Genomic DNA, 19128 nt, shown 5'->3' on the forward strand with positions numbered 1-19128 from the left:
CAGTCCGCAAGGGCTGCTCGCTGGCGAATTCAAATACACCATGAAGCGTTTTTGAAAACCAGCCTTTCTTCGATACGCTCGGCCGACTTCGAAGAAGGAGCAATCGGTGAGTGAACGCCGCGCGGCCCGGCCAGGACCAGGCCGCCCCCGGGACCCGCAACTGGATGATCAGGTGTTGCGCGCCACCCAGGAACTGTTGGTGGAGCAGGGTTTTCAGGCCACGACCATTCAGGGGGTCGCGCGGCGGGCCGGGGTGGTCGCCACCTCGATCTACCGGCGGTGGCCGAACAAGATCCACCTCGTCGAGGACGCGATCTTCGCCCTCGACACCGGCGTCGTCCCCCAGCCGACCGGTGACATCGGCGCGGATCTGCTCGGCTGGACCCGCCTGTTCTTCGCCGCCGCCACCCATCCCGCGGCCCGATCGGGCATTCCCGGCCTGCTCTCGGCCTACCACGACGACGAGCAGAGCTACCGCAGGCTGCGCGAACGCGGCGAAGACCTGGCCCGGCTCGGGCTGCGCGCCACCCTCGACGCGGCGATCGAATCCGGCCAGGCGTCCCCCCGCTGCGATCCCGACCTGATCTTCGAATTCCTGCGCGGCGCAACGCTCTTGCGCGCCCTCACCCGCGGTGACGAAGACGGCGAGCAATTCTGCCGGCAGACCGCCGCAGCCCTCGTCACCCTGGCCACTCACCACGAAAGTACGACATGAGAACTCGGTACCGCCGCCTGATCGTCGCGGCGGCGGCCGTGCTGCTGGCTCCCTCCGCCCTCGGCATCGCAGAACCCGACCCCGCGGGAACCGTCCTGGAGCACCGGGACATCGCCGATACCGCCGTTGCCCGCGCAACCTGCGCGGATGATTCGCTACCCGAACCCGGCCTGCAAGGCGATGTGCCCGCCGCCGACCGCGAGAGCGGCCGCAGCACCCAGGGTTATCGGTGCAATATCAGCCGCATCGGCGGCTACGCGGGCCGCGGCGCCGGCATCACCTCGACCCAGTTCGAGCACTGCGTCTACCTCGGCAGCTTCTTCCCGGGCAACCTGCTCGGCCCCGCCCAGGGCGTGCAGGTGATCGACGTCGCCGACCCGGCGAATCCGATCCGCACGGCCACGCTCACCGAACCGGCGATGCTGGCCGGAACGTGGGAGAGTCTCAAGGTCCATGCCGCGCGAAAGTTGCTGGTAGGCACCGGAGTTCCCGCGATGACCGGAGCCGGGCTGATCTCGGTCTACGACATCTCCGACTGCGCACACCCGCGCCTGCTCAATCCCGGACCGGGCACCGACGTCAGCCTGCCGATCCAGATCACGGCCCACGAAGGCGGCTTCTCGCCGGACGGGCGCACCTACTGGGCCTCGGGCGTCATCCCCGGCATCGTCAGCGCCGTCGACCTCACCGATCCGGCTGTCCCCCGGGTCATCTGGCAGGGCATGCCGGGCCAGTCCATGCACGGCATGGGGCTGCGCGCCGACGGCAACCGCCTGTACCTGGCCAACAATATGGGCGGGCTGACCATTCTCGACACCTCCGCGGTACAGCGGCGTGACCCCGACCCCCAGGTGCCGATCATCGCTCAGCTCACCTGGACCGACGGCTGGGCGACCCAGCAGAACGTCCCCGTCACCTACCACGGCGTGCCCTACCTGTTCAGCACCGACGAAGCCGGATCCGGCGGCGTCAAACTCATCGACATCTCCGACGACACCCGGCCGCGCGTGGTGAACACGATCAAACTGGAGATCAACCTGCAGCGCCACCGTGACAGCGCGCTCGCCTCCGGGATGGGCGGGTCGATCTTCGCCTACGACGCGCACTACTGCTCTGCTGACCGCCCGGTGAACCCCACCGCACTGGCGTGCGGCTGGATCTCCTCCGGCATCAGGGTGTTCGACGTGCGCGATCCGTTGCAGGTCCGCGAAATCGCCTACTACAACCCGCCCGCGCGCACCGGCCAGAACGCGGAACTGTGGAACTCCCCGCACGCGCTGGCCTCGATCATCGGCCTGCCGCTGCTCAGTGCACCGTCGGTGCTGCAAGCGATCGAGGCGGGCGCTTTCGACCCCGAGCAGGCGCAGAGCTCGCGCACCGGCGACGTGGCTTTCGGCGATATGTCCACCGACTGGTGCTTCTCCGCCCCCGAGTGGCGCGGCAACCAACTGTGGGCCGCCTGCGCCGACAACGGCCTGCTCACCTTGCAGTTGTCCCCCGAGGTGTACACCCCGCCGGTCGACCAGCATTCGACGGTCGGTTCATGACCCGGCGAGTGCTGCTCGGCGGCGCGGGGCTCGCCTCGGCCCTGCTGCTGCTGGTTCTCGGCGCGGCCCTGCGACCGCTCGTCATCTCCGAGACCAGCACGCCCGCAACGGTATTGACCCCTACCGAGATCGGTTTCGTGCAGGACATGGCCGGTCACCATCAGCAGGCGCTGATCCTGGTGCAGCGTCTGGCCGCCGACGTGGACCCCACCGTGCGGGGACTGGCCGACCAGATCGCCGACGCCCAGCGCCTGGAGATCGGCATGATGCTCGGCTGGCTGCGACTGGCCGGGGCCACTTCGACCAACCCGCGTCCGATGGCATGGATGCCGGCCGGTCACCACACCACCGCGTCGACAACCATGCCCGGCATGGCGACCGGCACCGACCTCGACGCCCTCACCCGAGCGCGCGGAGCCGACGCCGAATCGATGTTTCTGCGCCTGATGTACCGCCACCACCAGGGCGGAGTCGCCATGGCCCAGGCGTTCGACCAACTGGCCGCCGGTGGGCCGGTCGAACAGGCCGCCCGCGACATGATCAGCACGCAGAGCCAGGAGTCCGGAATCATCGGGCTGCTGATCGCCCAGCGCACTCCGTCCGGCTGAGCCGCCGAGACGATCAGCGGTGCGGGACCAGCTCGCACATCGTCGACCAGACCTCACGCGGCGGTCAGCTCCGTGTCACCGGCCGCGTGGGCCAGCCGGTAGGGCCTGCTGTGCCGCGTGGGCCCAGCCGGTCCGGCCTGCTGTGCCCGCTTGCGCCAGTCCGTCCGGCCTGCTGTGCCGCGTGGGCCAGCCCGTCCGGCCTGCTGTGCCGCGTGGGCCAGCCCGTCCGGCCTGCTGTGCCGCGTGGGCCAGCCCTTCCGGCCTGCTGTGCCGCATGAAGATCCATGCGGCACAGCAGGTTTCAGGAAGAATCAGCCGACTGCGCGGGCGGCCTCGCCGATGACCTTCGCAACAGCACCGGGCTGCGAGACGGTCAACGCGTGCGAGGCGCCCTTGATCTCCACCGTGGCGCGCGACCCGGCCCGTTCCGCCATGAAGCGGTGTGCGGCGACGGGGATGTTGTAGTCGGTGTCGGGGAAGATGAACCAGGACGGGACGTTCTTCCAGTTCGGTGCGCCGGATTTGCCGTTGAGCGCGCGGTCGTTCAGCGGGCGCTGGGTGCGGGCGTCGAGGGCGGCTCGGTCCGCGGGGACGTCGGCGGCGAACTGCTGGTGGAACTTGGCGGGCTGGATGTAGAGGTCGGTGCTGCCGTCGGGCAGCGCTACCTTGTCGAGGGTGTCGCCGAGCGTGCTGCCGGGGAACTTGCCGGAGAGCTCGCCGATGGTCTCACCTTCTTCGGGTGCGAAGGCCGCGACGTAGACCAGTCCCTTGACTTTAGGATCGTGAACCTGCGAGATGACCTGCCCGCCATAGGAATGCCCGACCAGTACGACCGGCCCGTCGATCGAGGCCACCACGCTGCGGACGGTGTCGGCATCACCCGAGACACTGCGTAGTGGATTGCCCACGGCGATGCTGGTCAGACCCTGCTGGTTGAGGTTGTCCAGCACGCCGTTCCAGCTGCTGGACTCGGCGAAGGCTCCATGGACGAGCACGATGGTCGGCTTGGCGGGGGCGGGCCCCGGTTCGGCGCCGGCGCAGCCCGCGCCGGCGAGGGTGAAGCCCAGCGCGACGGCGGTGAGCTTGACGATGGTGTTGATACGCATGACGGGTTCCTCGAAAGAGTTGGGTTCTCAGCCGGTGACGGCTTCGAAGGTCGGGCAGCGGATGGCGTCGCGCAGTGATCAGTGCGCGAGGAAGGCGAGCAAGTCGGCTTCGAACGCAGTGCGGAACTCGCCGTAAAGGCCGTGCGGCGCACCGGGATACACCCGCAGCGTCGCGTTCGCGAGCAGGGCCGCCGACTGCATCGCCGAGGCGTGCAGGGGGACGATCTGGTCGTCGTCGCCGTGCGCGACCAGCACCGGCACGTCGATCCCCTTCAGGTCCTCGGTGAAATCGGTCTCGGAGAACTGGGCGACGCATTCGTAAGCCGCGCGCGCCCCGACCTGCATGCCGAGCCGCCAGAACGCGCGCCGCGCCCCCTCGGAGACGATCGCGTCGGGCCGATCGAACCCGTAGAAGGTCTCGCTGAGATCCCAGTAGAACTGCGAACGGTCGGCCGCCACACCGGCGCGGATGCCGTCGAACCCCGCCATGGGCGTGCCGCCGGGGTTGGTCTCGGACTTGACCATCACCGGGGGCACGGCGCCCAGCAGCACCGCTTTGGCAACCCGGCCGCTACCGTGGCGCGCCAAGTAGCGCACGACTTCGCCACCGCCGGTGGAGTGGCCGACCAGAACCGCGTCGCGCAGGTCCAGGTGCTCGATCAGCTCGCCGAGATCGTCGGCGTAGCGGTCCATGGTGTTGCCGTCCCAGGTCTGGCTCGAGCGGCCGTGACCACGGCGATCGTGGGCGATGGCACGGTAACCGTGCTCGGCGACCAGGCGGGCCTGCTCGTCCCAGGCATCGGCGCTCAGCGGCCAACCATGGCTGAAGACGACCGGACGGCCTGCGCCCCAATCCTTGAAGAAGATCTGCGCCCCGTCGGTGGTGGTGAAGGTGTTTGTCATGCCGATGAAATTACGAGCGGACGCACCCGCTACACATCAGTCGAACGACTGCACAGATGACTGAGTCATGGTGCGGTTCGGTGACGCAGTCGTCACACCGATTACCGCACCTACCTGCGTCGTCACTTTGTGAAACGGTGGGTTCTCTGTCAGGATCTGGCGGTGATCGGTGAGTTTTCGCAGTCGGCGCTGATTGGTCGAGACCGGTATTCGGCCATGCTGGCAGAGCTCCTGGATCGAGCGGTTGCCGGCAACGGCTCGGTGCTGATCCTGCGCGGACAGGCCGGTATCGGAAAGTCGGCTCTACTCGGCGCGATTCGGACGATGGCAACCGACCAGCACCTGACCGTGGTTTCCGCGGCCGGTGTCGAGAACGAAGCAGGCTTGCCGTTCGCCGCACTGCACCAGCTGCTGCGGCCCCTTGAAGCCGAAGTGTCCAAGCTTCCCGTTGCGCAGCAGCGCACACTGCGCGCGGCGTTCGGACAGGCGGACGGATCGCCCGACCTGTATGCGGTGGCGTTGGCCACACTGCAACTGGTCGGCGAGGCCGCCGCGGTATGTCCGACGGTCCTGCTCGTCGACGATCTCCAGTGGATCGACAGCTGTAGCGCAGATGTGCTCAGTTTCGTCGCGCGCCGGATCGGCAGTGACGCGGTCCTCGTGCTCGGCGCCACCCGAACCGGATCCGAGGACGCCGCCCGGCGCGCGGGGCTGCCGGAGGTGCTGGTCGAACCGCTCGATGAACAGTCCGCCGCCGCCTTGCTCCAGGCGCAAGCACCCACCTTGCCGAGCACCGTGCGACAGCGACTGCTCAGCCAGGCCGCGGGAAATCCATTGGCGCTCACCGAGTTACCGCGCGCGATGCGCCAGACCACGGATCGCATGGTCGACGATCTGCCGTTGACCGCCCGCCTGGAAACCGCCTTCGCCGCGCGTTCGGCCGAGCTCAGCGAGCCGACGCGGACCTTGCTCGTCGTGCTCGCCGCCGATGTCGGCTGCGACGCGGGCAGGCTGTTGCGGGCGGCCTCCACCCTCGCCGGTGTTCCGGTCGGTGCGGCGCACCTGCAAGAAGCCATCGACGTCGGCCTGGTCGAGATGGCGGGTCCGCTCCTGCGTTTCCGGCATCCGCTGATGCGTTCGGCGACCTACGTCCGGGCGCCGCTGACGCAGCGGCTCGCGGCGCATTCGATCTTGGCCGAGGTGCTCGCCGACTTCCCCGACAAACAACTCTGGCATCGCGCCGCGGCCACGCTCGGCACCGACGACGCCATCGCCACCCAACTCGAACACTATGCGCAGCGATCGCGAGCCTGCGGGGCCATCATGGCCGCGGTCGCCGCCCTGGATCGCGCGGCGAAACTGTCCGAACGACCTGAGCGCACAACAGCTTTGCTCCTGCACGCCGCGGAACTGGCGAGCGAGACCGGTGCGCGTCGCGAGGCCATCGACCTGCTGGATCGGGCCGACCTCAGCGTCTTGGGGCCGATCGAGCTGGCCCGCCTGGCAGCCGTCGAGGAGATGGTCGCGTTCCATCGTTACGAGGATGCCGACCGTCGCATCCGGCAGCTCGTCGATATCGCCGCCGGTGTACAGGATGCGGGCAATACCGATCTCGCGGCAGCGGTCCTGTGGTTCGCCGCCGCACGATGCTCCTCCCAGGATGCCAGCGACGAATCCCGCAAATACATTGTCGCCCAACTGGATTCCCTGGACCTGCCCGCACACGACCCCCAGGCACTCGCGATCGGCGCGTTCAGCCTGCCGTGGGAGCGCGGCGCCGGAATTCTCGAGCAACTCGACCAGCTCGATCCGAATCGCACCGACGCCGACGCCATGCGCTCGCTCGGTTACGCCGCGCTGTACCTCGGCGACTTCCGCCGCGGCACCGCCTATGTCGACAACGCCGCCGAAATCAGCCGCAGCCAAGGGCGACTCGGCCTGCTGTCCGGCCTCCTCGGCGCCGGGAACTGGATCCGCATCTGGCTCGGCGACTGGGACAGGGCGCGCGCCGAATCCGAGGAAGCCCGCGCCTTCGCCGCGGAGAACGGCCAGGAGTTCTATCTCGTCACCGGGCACGCCAATCTGGCCATGATCGCCGCTTTGCGTGGCGAGTCCGAACTGGCCGCCGAGCATCTGCGCGCGATCGGCGCCAGCCCGTTGGCCGCCGGGATGCGGTGTATCCAGATCGCCGCGCAGCAGACCCGCGGCATGCTCCTGCTGCTGGCCGGGCAGGCCGAGGACGCGTTCACCACGCTGGCGCGCGTCTATGACCCCGCCGACCCGGTGAGTCACCCCATGCAACGGTGGTGGGTCGCGCCCGAACTCGCCGACGCCGCGGTCGCGTCGGAGAACGCCGATGCCGCAAGGGAATTGCTGGCCGACCTCCCGGAGCTGGTGAAACGAGTACCTGCCGCGATGCTGCTCGTCGTCGACGAATACAGCCGCGCGGTACTCGCCGACGACACCGCTGCCGATGCCGCCTACACCGCCGCGCTCACCGGCCAAACAGGTAAGTGGCCGCTGTACCGCGCGCGACTGCAACTCCATCACGGTCGACGGCTGCGCCGACTACGCCGCACCTCGGAAGCTCGCGAACCGCTGCGCGAAGCCCGCGATACCTTCGACGCTCTAGGCGCCGGACCCTGGGCCGAGGCCGCGCGCAACGAACTGCGCGCCGCGGGCGAAACCAGCGCCCGCCGCTCCCCCACCGCCCGCGACCAGCTCACCGCCCAGGAACTACAGATCGCCACCCTGGCCGCCGAGGGTTTCACCAACCGCCAGATCGCGGAGAAGCTCTACCTCTCCCACCGAACCGTCGGCTCCCACCTCTACCGCATCTATCCCCGCCTCGGCATCAGCAGCCGCGTCGAACTCGCCGGAGCCATCTCGGCGATCAGCTGAGGAGAAGATTGCACTCCAAGCGAACATATGTTCGACTGGAGTGGTGCGGTGGCAAAGCCAGACCTTGGACGCCGACGACGGCGCGCTGCCCGGGCTCACCCGGGCCGGGTTGACACGCACTGTGCAGACACCCGAGTTCGAGGGCATCACCTTCCACGAAGTGCTCTGCAAGAGCGCGCTGAACAAGGTGCCGGCGAGTTCCAACCTGCCGTCCAGTGGACCATCAACCCCATGCGCGGCTGCTCGCACGCCTGCCGCTACTGCTTCGCCCGCCCGACGCACGAGTATCTGGACCTGGACGCGGGTAAGGATTTCGACTCCCAGATCGTGGTGAAGACGAACATCGCCGCGGTGCTGCGCAAGGAACTCGGCCGCCGCTCCTGGCATCGGGAACCGGTCGCGCTCGGCACCAACACCGATCCGTACCAGCGGGCCGAGGGGCGATACCGGCTGATGCCCGGCATCATTCGCGCGCTCACCGATTCGGGTACGCCGTTCTCCATCCTGACCAAAGGCACCCTGCTGCGCCGGGACCTCCCGCTGCTCACCCTGGCCGCGCGCGAGGTGCGGGTGAGCGTGGCGGTATCCATCGCGATCCACGATCTGGACCTGCACCGCAGCCTCGAAACCGGCACACCGGCACCGAAAGCCAGGCTGGAGCTGGTACGCGCACTCACCGACGCGGGCTTCGACGTGAATGTCATGGTGGCGCCGGTGATTCCGTGCCTCACCGACAGCAAGGCGCACCTGGACGAGCTGTTCGGTGCGATCGCCGACGCGGGCGCGCGCTCGGCCGTCGCCTTCCCGATGCACCTGCGCGGCAGTACCCGCGACTGGTTCCTCAGCTGGCTCGCCGAGCATCATCCGGCACTGGTGCGGCGCTACCGTCAGCTCTACGGCCGTGGCGCCTATGTGACGCCCGAGTACTCGACCTGGCTGCGCGAGCGGGTCGACCCGCTGCTGAAGCGACACGCCCTGAAGCCGGAAAAACCGGCCGAACCGGAGACACAGCCGGAAAGTCCGCACGCCGCAGACCCGCAGCTGGCATTGTTCGGCTGAAGCCTCGCGCGATCGACCACCGGTAACCGCACGCAATACCCGTGAACCTCACATATCGGGCGGACGTACCGAGCGGTGCGGAGTAGTTTGGCGATGGCACCCCTCTCATCGACGAGGAAGTGAAGCAGGCAGATGGTTTCGCACCACAACGAGGTCGGCACAGCCCAAAACGCCGCCGACGCAGCGAAATTGGAAAAGGTAGTCATTCGGTTCGCCGGTGACTCCGGCGACGGCATGCAGCTGACCGGTGATCGTTTCACGCACGAAGCGGCCGCGTTCGGCAACGACCTCGCCACCCAGCCCAACTTCCCCGCCGAGATCAGAGCACCCCAGGGCACGCTACCTGGCGTTTCGTCGTTCCAGATTCAGATCGCCGACTACGACATCCTCACCGCGGGCGATCAGCCCGACGTGCTCGTCGCGATGAATCCGGCAGCGCTGAAAGCGAATCTGGAGGATCTGCCGCGCGGCGCCACCGTGATTGTGAACACCGACGAGTTCACCAAGCGCAATCTCACCAAGGTCGGCTACCCCGCCGATCCGCTCGATGACGGCAGCCTGTCGGACTTCGTGCTGCACCGCGTCCCGATGACCTCGCTCACCCTCGGCGCCACCGAGTCCACCGGGGTCGGCAAGAAGGACGGCCAGCGCGCGAAAAACATGTTCGCGTTAGGCCTGCTGTCCTGGATGTACGGGCGGCCGATCGGCGGCACCGAGAAGTTCATGCGGGAGAAGTTCGCCGCCAAGCCGGACATCGCCGAGGCCAACGTGCTGGCGTTCCGGGCAGGCTGGAACTACGGCGAGACCACCGAAAGTTTCGCGACCACCTATCAAATCGCGCCCGCGAAACTACCGCCGGGCACCTACCGGCAGATCACCGGCAATACCGCGCTCGCGTACGGATTGGTCGCGGCGGGTCAGCTCGCCGGGCTGCCCGTGTTCCTCGGCACCTACCCGATCACCCCCGCCTCGGACATCCTGCACGAGTTGAGCAAGCACAAGAACTTCGGCGTCACCACCTTCCAGGCGGAGGACGAGATCGCGGGAATCGGTGCGGCACTGGGGGCTTCGCTCGGCGGCGCGCTCGGTGTCACCAGCACCTCCGGGCCCGGGCTCGCACTCAAGAGCGAGACCATCGGCCTCGCGGTGATGACCGAGCTGCCGCTGCTGGTGATCGACGTGCAGCGCGGCGGGCCGTCCACCGGCCTGCCGACCAAGACCGAGCAGGCCGATCTGCTGCAAGCGCTGTACGGGCGCAACGGCGAATCACCGGTCGCCGTGCTCGCGCCGCGCTCCCCCGCCGACTGCTTCGCCACCGCGGTCGAGGCGGCCAGGATCGCGCTCACCTATCGCACGCCGGTGCTGCTGCTGTCCGACGGATCGATCGCGAATGGTTCGGAGCCGTGGTCGATTCCGCAGGTCACCGATCTGGCGCCGATCGAAACCGGGTTCGAGCCGGAAGGCGAGGAGAGCGATTCGTTCCAGCCCTACGCCCGCGACCCGGAGACCCTGGCCCGGCCGCTCGCCGTCCCGGGCACGAAGGGTCGCGCGCACCGGATAGGCGGACTGGAGAAGGCCGACGGCAGCGGCAACATCTCCTACGAGCCGGCCAATCACGAACTGATGGTTCGGTTGCGGCAGGCCAAGATCGACGGGATCAGCGTGCCCGATCTCGAGGTCGAGGATCCGGACGGGCGGGCCGAGCTGCTGCTCATCGGCTGGGGTAGTTCGTACGGACCGATCGGGGAGGCTTGTCGCCGCGCGCGCCGTCGTGGTGTGCCGGTCGCGCAGGCGCACCTGCGTCATCTGAATCCGTTGCCCGGCAACCTCGGTGCCGTGCTGCGGCGTTATCGCACGGTGGTCGCGCCGGAAATGAACGGTGGCCAGCTCGCGCTGCTCCTGCGCGGGAAATATCTGGTCGATGTGCAGCCGTGGACGAAGATCGCCGGGACCGCGTTCTCCGCGCAGGAACTCGTCGGCGTCATCGACGCCGCGTTGGACGGCTCGATCGAGGAGATGGAACAGGACAAGGCCTTCGCCGCCCGAGCGCGGGCCACGTACGTCAGCACTGGGGGTAACGAATGACCATCGTGGAAACCTCGCTCGTCGGCACAGATCTCGGCTTGACCGGACTGTCCGGGGTGCCCGCCGCGGCGGGTCCGCAGAAGGTGAAGGACTTCACCACCGATCAGGAGGTGCGCTGGTGCCCCGGTTGCGGTGACTACGTGATCCTGGCGACCGTGCGCGGGTTCCTCGCCGAGCTCGGATTGCGCAGGGAGAACCTGATGTTCGTCTCCGGGATCGGCTGCTCGAGCCGCTTCCCGTATTACCTCGAGGCGTACGGCATCCACTCCATCCACGGCCGCGCGCCCGCCATCGCCACCGGGCTCGCGGTGACCCGCCCCGACCTGTCGGTGTGGGTGGTGACCGGTGACGGTGACGCGCTGTCCATCGGCGGCAACCACCTCATCCACGCGCTGCGCCGCAACGTCAACATGACAATCCTGTTGTTCAACAACCGGATCTACGGACTCACCAAGGGGCAGTACTCGCCGACCTCGGAACAGGGCAAGGTCACCAAGTCCACGCCCATGGGCTCGGTCGACCACCCGTTCAACACCCTGTCGATCGCGCTCGGCGCCGAAGCCACCTTCGCCGCCCGCGCCTTGGACTCCGACCGCGCAGGACTCACCGAAGTACTGCGCGCCGCCGCCGAACACCGCGGCACCTCGTTCGTCGAAATCCTGCAGGACTGCCCCATCTTCAACGACGGATCATTCGACGCGTTGCGCCGCGACAACGCCGCCGCGCACCTGGTCCCGCTACACCACGGCAAGCCCATCCGCTTCGGTGCCGACGATGATTTCGCCGTCGTCCGAAGCGGTTTCGGACTCGAAGTAACCCGCACCGACGCCGTCCCCGAATCCGACATCGTCGTACACGACGCCTACACCGACACCCCCGAATCCGCCTACGCCCTCTCCCGCCTCTCCGACCAAGCCCTCGACCACGTGGTTACCGGTGTGTTCCGCAGTGTCAGCCGGCCTACTTATGACGATGGAGTGCGCGCACAGACGGCGCAGGCACATGAACGCAAGCCTATTGAGCAGGACTCGCTGCAGTCACTGCTCAGCGGTCCTGAAACCTGGACTGTCAGCTAGGTCAGCTGATCCGTTGGGGGCCAACAGATTCAGGCCCGACGGTCAGCCATGGTCTCGAACGGGACGTGATGGCGGCGAAGTGCGAGTAGCACCGCCCTCATGTCCCGCCCGGGCGAGAAGTCCAGGCTTGCTCGGCGGTGAGTGGCACATGACGGAGGCAAAACACGAGTAGGCCCCGCCACCATGTACCACTCAGCGAGAAATCGAGGTCCGGTGAGCGGCGGGCGAGACATGGTGGCAGCACACGTGCGAGTAGCCCTGCCGTCATGTCCCGCCCAGCGACGGATCGAGGCCAGCTAGTCGCCGGACGGGATAGGGGGGCGGCAAAGAGCGAGTAGCCCGCCTTCATGTCCCGCCAGGGCGAGAAATCAGGGCCAGGCGGGACATGGCGGCGGCGAAGTGCGAATGGGCCCGCCCTCATGTACCGCCCGGGCCAGAAGCCAGGGCCGGGTGGGACATGGCGGCGGCGAAGTGCGAGAAGCCCCTTCCCCACGTCCCGCCAGGGCGAGAAGTCAAGGCCAGGCGGGACATGGTGGCGGCGAAGTGCGAGTAGCGGCGTCCTCATGTCCCGCTCAACATCGAATTCGGGCCAGTTGAACGCCGAGTGGGACGTGGTGGCGGTGACGTGTGGTAGCGCCGCCCGGGTACGCCTCACTGCGCTGTACGGCTCGGCGACGAATCAAGGCCGGGCGGGACATGGCGGCGGCCGAGAGCGAGTTGCTCCGCCGTCATGGCCCGGCTGGTAAAGAATCAAGGCCGGCTCGGGCGGATGGGGCGGTGCCGGAGCTTCGGGTCAGGGGCGCTTGGCGAAGCCCAGGTCGATTACGGCGTCGCGTTCTTGGGTGAGTTCGGTGATGGTGGCGTCGATTCGGGGGCGGGCGAAGTTGTCGATGGGGAGGTTGGGGACGATGGTGTAGGTGCCGTTGGCGCAGGTTACGGGGAAGGAGCTGATTAGGCCTTCGGGGACGCCGTAGGAGCCGTCGGAGGGGACGGCCATCGAGACCCAGTCGCCGGCGGCGGTGCCGCGCACCCAGTCGTGGATGTGGTCGAGGGCGGCGCTGGCCGCGCTGGCGGCCGAGGACGCGCCGCGGGCCTGGATGATGGCGGTGCCGCGTTGTTGCACGGTGGGGATGAAATCGTCGGTGAGCCAGGACGGGTCGTCGATGCGATCGAGGGCGGGGCGGCCGTCGATGGTGGCGTGCGCGATGTCCGGGAATTGGGTCGCGGAGTGGTTGCCCCAGATGGCAACTCGGGCGATGTCGGCGGCGGGCGCGCCGGTCTTCTTGGCCAGCTGGGCGATCGCGCGGTTGTGGTCGAGACGGGTCATCGCGGTGAAGCGAGCGGCGGGGACGTCGGGTGCGTTGCTCATCGCGATGAACGCGTTGGTGTTCGCGGGATTGCCGACGACGAGCACCTTCACGTCATCGGCGGCACTCGCGTTGATCGCGGCACCCTGCTCGGTGAAGATCGTGCCGTTGGCAGCCAACAGATCCGACCGTTCCATCCCCGCCGTGCGCGGCCGGGCCCCCACCAGCACCGCGACGTTCGCCCCCGAAAACCCTTCCCACGGATCATCACTGATGTCGATGGACTCCAGCAGCGGAAACGCCCCGTCCTCCAACTCCATCGCCACCCCCTCCAGCGAAGCCACCGCGGCCGGAATCTCCAACAGCCGCAACCGCACCGGCGTATCCGCACCGAGCATCGCCCCCGACGCAATCCGGAACAACAACCCATACGCGATCTGCCCGGCCCCACCGGTCACGGCAACGGTTACGGGCGCGGTCCGACCTCCGGTGCTCACGACCGAGCCTCGCTGACGCTCGGCTCAGTCGTGCGCACCAGCGCACTGCGCCGTCGGTTCGCTCGCTGACGCTCGCTCACAGCAAACTCCTAGTAGTTGTGCGGACTCTCAAACCTCACCCTAACGACTCCCCATCTCTGAAAAACCGCACGGTGAGCAACGCGACAGTCAGCTCCCGTCCCCAGTCCGACGTACCCCGTCGCCCGCTGGCATCACGCAATCTCCGCCATTTCGAGCACCGCCGCGGCACCTGCCGATGTGCGCGGCAGGGGTCGTACGCGGAGGCGACAAACTCGGCTGCCACGACCGCCTCTAAGACCGAACCACCGGTGGTCGGTAGAACGAACCTCAGGTCAGGGCGGCGACTTCTCGGTCGGTGAGGACCACCGGGGAGACGGCGTCCTTGACTCGGGCCATTTGGACGGCGCGGTACAGCGGACGTTCGGCTAGCCGAGCATCTCGGGCTTCGGCGCGGAGCTGATGGACCAGCAAAGCGGAAACGGCTACGGCGGCGGCTAGTTGGCTGGTGGACAAGGCGTCGGCCAGGCGGCGCAGACCTAGGAGGTGCAGTTCGCGGCCGCTGCCTGCGTCGGTGTACATGGCCAAGGGGACGATTTGGGAGTTCTCGCCTGCGGTGACGCGCAGGACGATGCGGCTGAGGCGGGCGGGGGAGATCAGTACCTCGACGCCGGGGGCGGCGGACACCTCGATGCGGCGTTCGCCGAATAGTCGGCGGGCGTGGATCATGGTGCCGGACATCCACATTCGGCGGCGGCGCAGGGCGAAGGCGTAGCCGACGGTCGGTGCGCCGACGACCAGGCCGATGGTGGCCGCGATCGGCCAGCTGACTACGGTCGCGGCCAGTAGTGCCGAGCCGATGCCGATTCCGGCCGCGGCCAGCGCCAGCCTGCGCAGCATCGGCGCGTACATCTCGGGTGCGACGAGGTCCAGCCCGACGGGTGGATCCGCATGCTGCTCACCAGAATTCGACGACACAGGCCCACCTCTCCGCGACTCCGCGCCACGTCGTGCGCGCAGTCACGTTACCCCCGCACCCCCACTCCGGTGCCCCCTTCCGCGACGTTGCCACCGTTCCATACACCAACGTGACACGCGGAGGTGCCGGAGAAGGACGGCCAGGCGCCCGCATAGCTACGGGTTGTGACAGCCCGCCCACCGTCCATCCGCATCGCCAACAGACATCGCCGCGCCCTTGGGCGAGTGCCGAAGCCATGGTCCCGCTGATCATGACCAGACGCCCCCGCATCACCACCGAGACACGATGCGGCATACGACTACTGCCGCTGCCATGACACATTGACCATGGCAGCGACCCGACACCTGACTGTCGCCACCAGCGGGGACATCACGGCGGCATCCGACGAGCATCGCCGCTCTCATGCCCGCCTGGCCACCTGCCCGAGATGTCCAACCCACTTGTCAACGGGACATCGCGGCGGCATTCCGCGAGTAGCACCGCTGCAATGCCCAGTCGAAAAGCCGAGTCCGACCTACCGCGACACGTCCAGTGCTTCACGAATCGCGACAACCACCTCATCGATCGGAATCTGGCGCTGCTCCCCGGTCGCCATATCCTTCAACCCGATCGTCTCCTCGGTGAGGTCACGATCCCCGAGCACGAGCGTGAACTTCGCCCCGGATCGATCGGCCGCTTTCATCGCACCCTTGACCCCACGCCCACCGTAGGCGAGGTCCACGCTGATGCCCGCCGCGCGCAGGTGCGCGGCCAGCACCACCAGGCGCTGTTTGGCGGCATCGCCGAGCGGCACGCCGAAGACCTCGCAGCGCGCGGGATCACCGGCGGTCTTGCCTTCGGCTTGCAGAGCCAGCACCGTGCGGTCGACACCGAGCCCGAATCCGATGCCGGACAACGGTTGTCCGCCGAGCTGCGCCATCAGCCCGTCGTAGCGCCCGCCGCCGCCGATGCCGGATTGCGCGCCGAGTCCGTCGTGCACGAACTCGAAGGTGGTCTTGGTGTAGTAGTCGAGCCCGCGCACCATCCGCGGGTTCACCACGTACGGCACGCCTAGTGCGTCGAGGTAGCCGAGCACCTGCTCGAAGTGCGTCTTGGCGGATTCGGAGAGGTGGTCGATCATCAGCGGCGCGTCGGCGGTCATCGCGCGCACTTCCGGCCGTTTGTCGTCGAGCACGCGCAGCGGGTTGAGCTCTGCGCGCCGCTTGGTTTCTTCGTCCAGCGGCAGCCCGAACAGGAACTCCTGCAACAGTTCCCGATACTGCGGACGGCAGGTGTCGTCGCCGAGCGAGGTGAGTTCGAGCCGGAACCCGTCCAGCCCGAGCCCGCGGAAGCCGGCGTCGGCGATGGCGATCACCTCGGCGTCGAGCGCGGGGTCGTCGACGCCGATCGCCTCGATGCCGACCTGCTGTAGCTGGCGGTAACGACCGGCCTGTGGTCGCTCGTAACGGAAGAAGGGCCCGTTGTAGACCAACTTCACCGGAAGCTGCCCGCGATCGAGCCCGTGCTCGATGACGGCCCGCATCACACCGGCGGTCCCCTCGGGGCGCAGCGTGACGCTGCGGTCGCCGCGATCGGGGAAGGTGTACATCTCCTTGCTGACCACGTCGGTCGACTCGCCGACGCCGCGGGCGAACAGCCCGGTGTCCTCGAAGACCGGCAGCTCGATATGTCCGTATCCGGCCAGCCGGGCGGCGCGGATCAGCCCGTCGCGCACCGCGACGAATTCGGCCGAGCCGGGCGGGACGTAGTCCGGTACCCCCTTCGGGGCGGAAAAGCTGCTGGTCTTGGTCACGATGGTCCAGTTTCCACCACCACGCCCCCGCAAGTCCAACCGGTTACGCCTACCTCCCGTCCCGGACCCGTTCGTGCCCGTTATGCGCGATTCCGACTACCTGTGAGGCGCACCGCACTCGGGAAGTGTCGGGCAGTCTCAGGAATAAATGGCAGACTCTCATGCCGTAACAACCGGACACGGGAGGAACGTGGTAGTGCCGAGCAACGAACAGCGGCGAGCAGCGGCGAAACGTAAGTTGGAGCGCCAGCTCGCCAACCGGGCCGAGCGCGCACGCAGGCGCAAGCAACTCACGATCGCCGGGTCGGTGCTCGGTGTTGTCGTCGTGGTCGCCGCGGTAACCGGGGTGTACTTCCTGACCAAGAGCGACGACAGCAGCAACGACGCCAAGGACGCGACCCAGTCCAGCAGTGCGCCGTCGGCGGCCGCACCGCCCGCGGCGGTGGCCAAGCCCGCGACGGTCAACTGCGTCTACAAGGACAGCCAGAAACCGGCGGACAAGCCGGCGACCAAGCCGGTGAAGGCGGAGGGCATCCCCACCACCGGCAACGACGCGAAGGTCAGCGTCAGCATGGAGACCAACCAGGGTCCCATCGGCCTGACCCTGAACAACGCCGAATCACCCTGCACGGTGAACAGTTTCGTCAGCCTGGCGTCGCAGAACTTCTTCGACGGCACCAGCTGCCACCGGATGACCGCAGGCGAGGGTCTGAAGGTGTTGCAGTGCGGTGACCCGACCGGCAGCGGCATGGGCGGTCCGGGCTACGAATTCGACAACGAGTACCCGACGGATCAGCTCGATGCCAACGATCCGATGGCCGCGCAGAAGCCGATCGCGTACAAGCGTGGCGTGCTCGCCATGGCGAACGCGGGCCCGGGCACCAATGGCAGCCAGTTCTTCGTCGTCTACGGCGATTCGCAGCTGCCGCCGAACTACACCATCTTCGGCACGGTGGACGAGAACAGCATGGGCACCCTGGACAAGATCGCCAACGGTGGCCAGGACGACTCCAACGGTCCCGGCGACGGCAAGCCGAAGCAGCCGGTCACCATCGAGTCGGTCCGCGTCGACTGAATCGTGAAACCCGTTCGGGCCCTGCACTTGACCGAGTGCGGGGCCCGACACGTGTCGCGCTTAGCAAGGCGACCCTAATACTTCGGTTAGGGTTGGCTCAGACCGGAGATACTCCGGCGAGTTCCCGAGCCTGTCGGAATTGTGCGATATATGCTGATAAGCGGCACAGCCGTACGGTTGGGCCGTGGCTTTCTCGGGTAACCTCGAAAGAAGGAGTTCCCGTAGCGTAGTAACCCCTTCACCTGGGCGACCCCCGAGCAAGGGCGCGCGACGACACGGAGTTCTCCCGGTGTCCAAGTTTGCAGCCGGGGCATCCTCCACGGACTACAGTTCGCGTGGCGGTGTCCAGACAAAGCACCACAACAACCATAATGTGATCACTGCAGCATCGGGGAGCAGCCATGTCCGAGGAACTGGACGACATCGGCCGCGAGACAGCGGCCATGATGAGGACTATGTTGCAGCTTGCGACACTGGTCGCACTGCGGACCCGCGAGCGTGGTCAAAAAGAAGCCGAAGCGCGCGTCAAGGTGACCGAGGCGCGCATGAAAGAGGCCCGCGAGATGCAGATCCGCGAGGCCCGCGACTCGAAGGCCAAAGACCCGCGCAATACCGAGCTGGCCAGGATGATCGAGAAGCCGATCCCCGAGCGCGGTGTCTCGCTGGAGAAGGATCGCTTCACGGCGCAGGCCGAGGCCACCCGTATGGCGGGCATCGCCGCCGCCGCGCATACCAAGCCGGTCCTGCAGTACGACTCGCCCGAACGTCGCATGGCAATTGCCGCGCATCTGGCGAAGATGGGCGTCGCACCCGAACTCGCCGCGGTACGGATGCTGATCGAGGTAGGCCAGGCCCAGCCCCCCATCGAGGCGGTACGCACCCGTCCCGAGGAGGCACCCGCGGTCACCAGGGCCAGGGAACAGGAATCCCGCGGCCTGGAACGCACCAGGTAGACAGCCGAGAAAACGCCCGCTTATCAAGCGGGCGTTTCTTTTTCGCGCTAGGTCACTTCCGCACCGGATCGCTCCGCGCCGCTGCTCGTGCGGCCCCGCTCCGATGCGTTGCCCGGACACCTACATCCGGAAATCACCGACCGTCGGATCACCGAACATCCCGTGCTGCGGCGACTTCAACGGCAACGGGCTGAGCATGTCCTTGTGCCCGTTACGCACACTGCAGTACTTGAACGGCCCCTTCGGGTCGAACAGCTTCGCCATGTGCGGATCGGCGTGATCGAGGAACCACACGCTCAATCCCGTGGCCGGCTCGAGCCGGAAGTGCTCCCACGCCCGCCACATCGCGTCCAGGCGGGCGATCGCCTCGGCATGCTGCCACCACTCCGGGCACCACACCGTATCGCTGAGATCGGTGACCTGACGCCGATACACCAGACTCAGATAGTTCTCCACGAACTCGACCACGCTCGCGTAGATCATCGGCTGCTGCTGCTGTTCCGTCAC

The 19128-nt window shown here is 67.6% G+C and carries 14 protein-coding genes and 1 pseudogene; 9 read left to right on the forward strand and 6 right to left on the reverse strand.

The genetic code is table 11. The annotated features are described in order from the left end of the window. The first annotated feature begins 106 nt into the window (after positions 1–106). Genes DBO33_RS29530 through DBO33_RS29540 form a run of 3 tightly spaced genes read left to right on the forward strand, consistent with a single transcriptional unit; the run spans position 107 to position 2870 of the window. The gene (locus DBO33_RS29530) at positions 107–715 is read left to right on the forward strand and encodes a TetR/AcrR family transcriptional regulator (RefSeq protein WP_107657988.1); all 609 of its coding nucleotides are present in this window, start codon (positions 107–109) and stop codon (positions 713–715) included. Further along, entirely contained in the window at positions 712–2262 is a 1551-nt protein-coding gene (locus DBO33_RS29535) for an LVIVD repeat-containing protein (RefSeq protein ID WP_107657989.1), read from the forward strand. Before DBO33_RS29530 ends, DBO33_RS29535 begins: the two co-directional genes overlap by 4 nt. Then, complete coding sequence (locus tag DBO33_RS29540) at positions 2259–2870, forward strand: DUF305 domain-containing protein (protein ID WP_107657990.1); 612 nt, start codon at positions 2259–2261, stop codon at positions 2868–2870. Before DBO33_RS29535 ends, DBO33_RS29540 begins: the two co-directional genes overlap by 4 nt. A gap of 311 nt (positions 2871–3181) precedes the next feature. Here the strand turns inward: DBO33_RS29540 and DBO33_RS29545 are convergent, their stop codons facing one another. Together DBO33_RS29545 and DBO33_RS29550 are read right to left on the reverse strand one after the other, a co-directional pair. After that, the gene (locus DBO33_RS29545) at positions 3182–3976 is read right to left on the reverse strand and encodes an alpha/beta fold hydrolase (protein WP_107657991.1); all 795 of its coding nucleotides are present in this window, start codon (positions 3974–3976) and stop codon (positions 3182–3184) included. Positions 3977–4054: 78 nt separating this feature from the next. Continuing rightward, positions 4055–4879, reverse strand: coding sequence for an alpha/beta fold hydrolase (locus tag DBO33_RS29550; RefSeq protein ID WP_107657992.1), 825 nt, complete (start codon positions 4877–4879; stop codon positions 4055–4057). 162 nt (positions 4880–5041) lie between these two features. Here DBO33_RS29550 and DBO33_RS29555 point away from each other — a divergent pair, with 162 nt between their 5' ends. The 4 genes and pseudogenes from DBO33_RS29555 (at position 5042) to DBO33_RS29570 (ending at position 12000) form a co-directional block, all read left to right on the forward strand. Beyond that, on the forward strand, positions 5042–7780 hold the full coding sequence (locus tag DBO33_RS29555) for an AAA family ATPase (protein WP_267897900.1): 2739 nt from the start codon (positions 5042–5044) through the stop codon (positions 7778–7780). Positions 7781–7823: 43 nt separating this feature from the next. Next, positions 7824–8839, forward strand: a pseudogene (locus DBO33_RS29560) (Rv2578c family radical SAM protein). A 132-nt stretch (positions 8840–8971) separates the two neighbouring features. Next, complete coding sequence (locus tag DBO33_RS29565) at positions 8972–10924, forward strand: 2-oxoacid:acceptor oxidoreductase subunit alpha (protein ID WP_107657994.1); 1953 nt, start codon at positions 8972–8974, stop codon at positions 10922–10924. After that, positions 10921–12000 carry a 2-oxoacid:ferredoxin oxidoreductase subunit beta gene (locus tag DBO33_RS29570; protein WP_107657995.1) on the forward strand — a complete coding sequence of 360 codons (1080 nt, stop codon included), beginning with the start codon at positions 10921–10923 and terminating at the stop codon, positions 11998–12000. Before DBO33_RS29565 ends, DBO33_RS29570 begins: the two co-directional genes overlap by 4 nt. Positions 12001–12793: 793 nt before the next feature. On the opposite strand, the gene DBO33_RS29575 is transcribed toward DBO33_RS29570, so the two are convergent. From DBO33_RS29575 to hisS, 3 genes are all read right to left on the reverse strand, one after another. Then, positions 12794–13804 carry a malate dehydrogenase gene (locus tag DBO33_RS29575; protein WP_107657996.1) on the reverse strand — a complete coding sequence of 337 codons (1011 nt, stop codon included), beginning with the start codon at positions 13802–13804 and terminating at the stop codon, positions 12794–12796. Between the two features lie 348 nt (positions 13805–14152). Then, positions 14153–14800, reverse strand: coding sequence for a hypothetical protein (locus DBO33_RS29580; protein WP_107657997.1), 648 nt, complete (start codon positions 14798–14800; stop codon positions 14153–14155). 515 nt (positions 14801–15315) lie between these two features. Then, entirely contained in the window at positions 15316–16593 is a 1278-nt protein-coding gene (gene hisS, locus DBO33_RS29585; RefSeq protein ID WP_107657998.1) for a histidine--tRNA ligase, read from the reverse strand. 196 nt (positions 16594–16789) lie between these two features. Here hisS and DBO33_RS29590 point away from each other — a divergent pair, with 196 nt between their 5' ends. Continuing rightward, a complete protein-coding gene (locus tag DBO33_RS29590) occupies positions 16790–17668 on the forward strand; it encodes a peptidylprolyl isomerase (RefSeq protein WP_107657999.1) in 879 nt (292 codons plus the stop codon). A gap of 401 nt (positions 17669–18069) precedes the next feature. Beyond that, on the forward strand, positions 18070–18621 hold the full coding sequence (locus DBO33_RS29595; protein ID WP_107658000.1) for a hypothetical protein: 552 nt from the start codon (positions 18070–18072) through the stop codon (positions 18619–18621). 120 nt (positions 18622–18741) lie between these two features. Here the strand turns inward: DBO33_RS29595 and DBO33_RS29600 are convergent, their stop codons facing one another. After that, complete coding sequence (locus DBO33_RS29600; protein ID WP_234391109.1) at positions 18742–19128, reverse strand: DUF4913 domain-containing protein; 387 nt, start codon at positions 19126–19128, stop codon at positions 18742–18744.

Origin of the sequence: Nocardia suismassiliense (genome assembly GCF_900269665.1) — a bacterium.
GTDB lineage: Bacteria > Actinomycetota > Actinomycetes > Mycobacteriales > Mycobacteriaceae > Nocardia > Nocardia suismassiliense.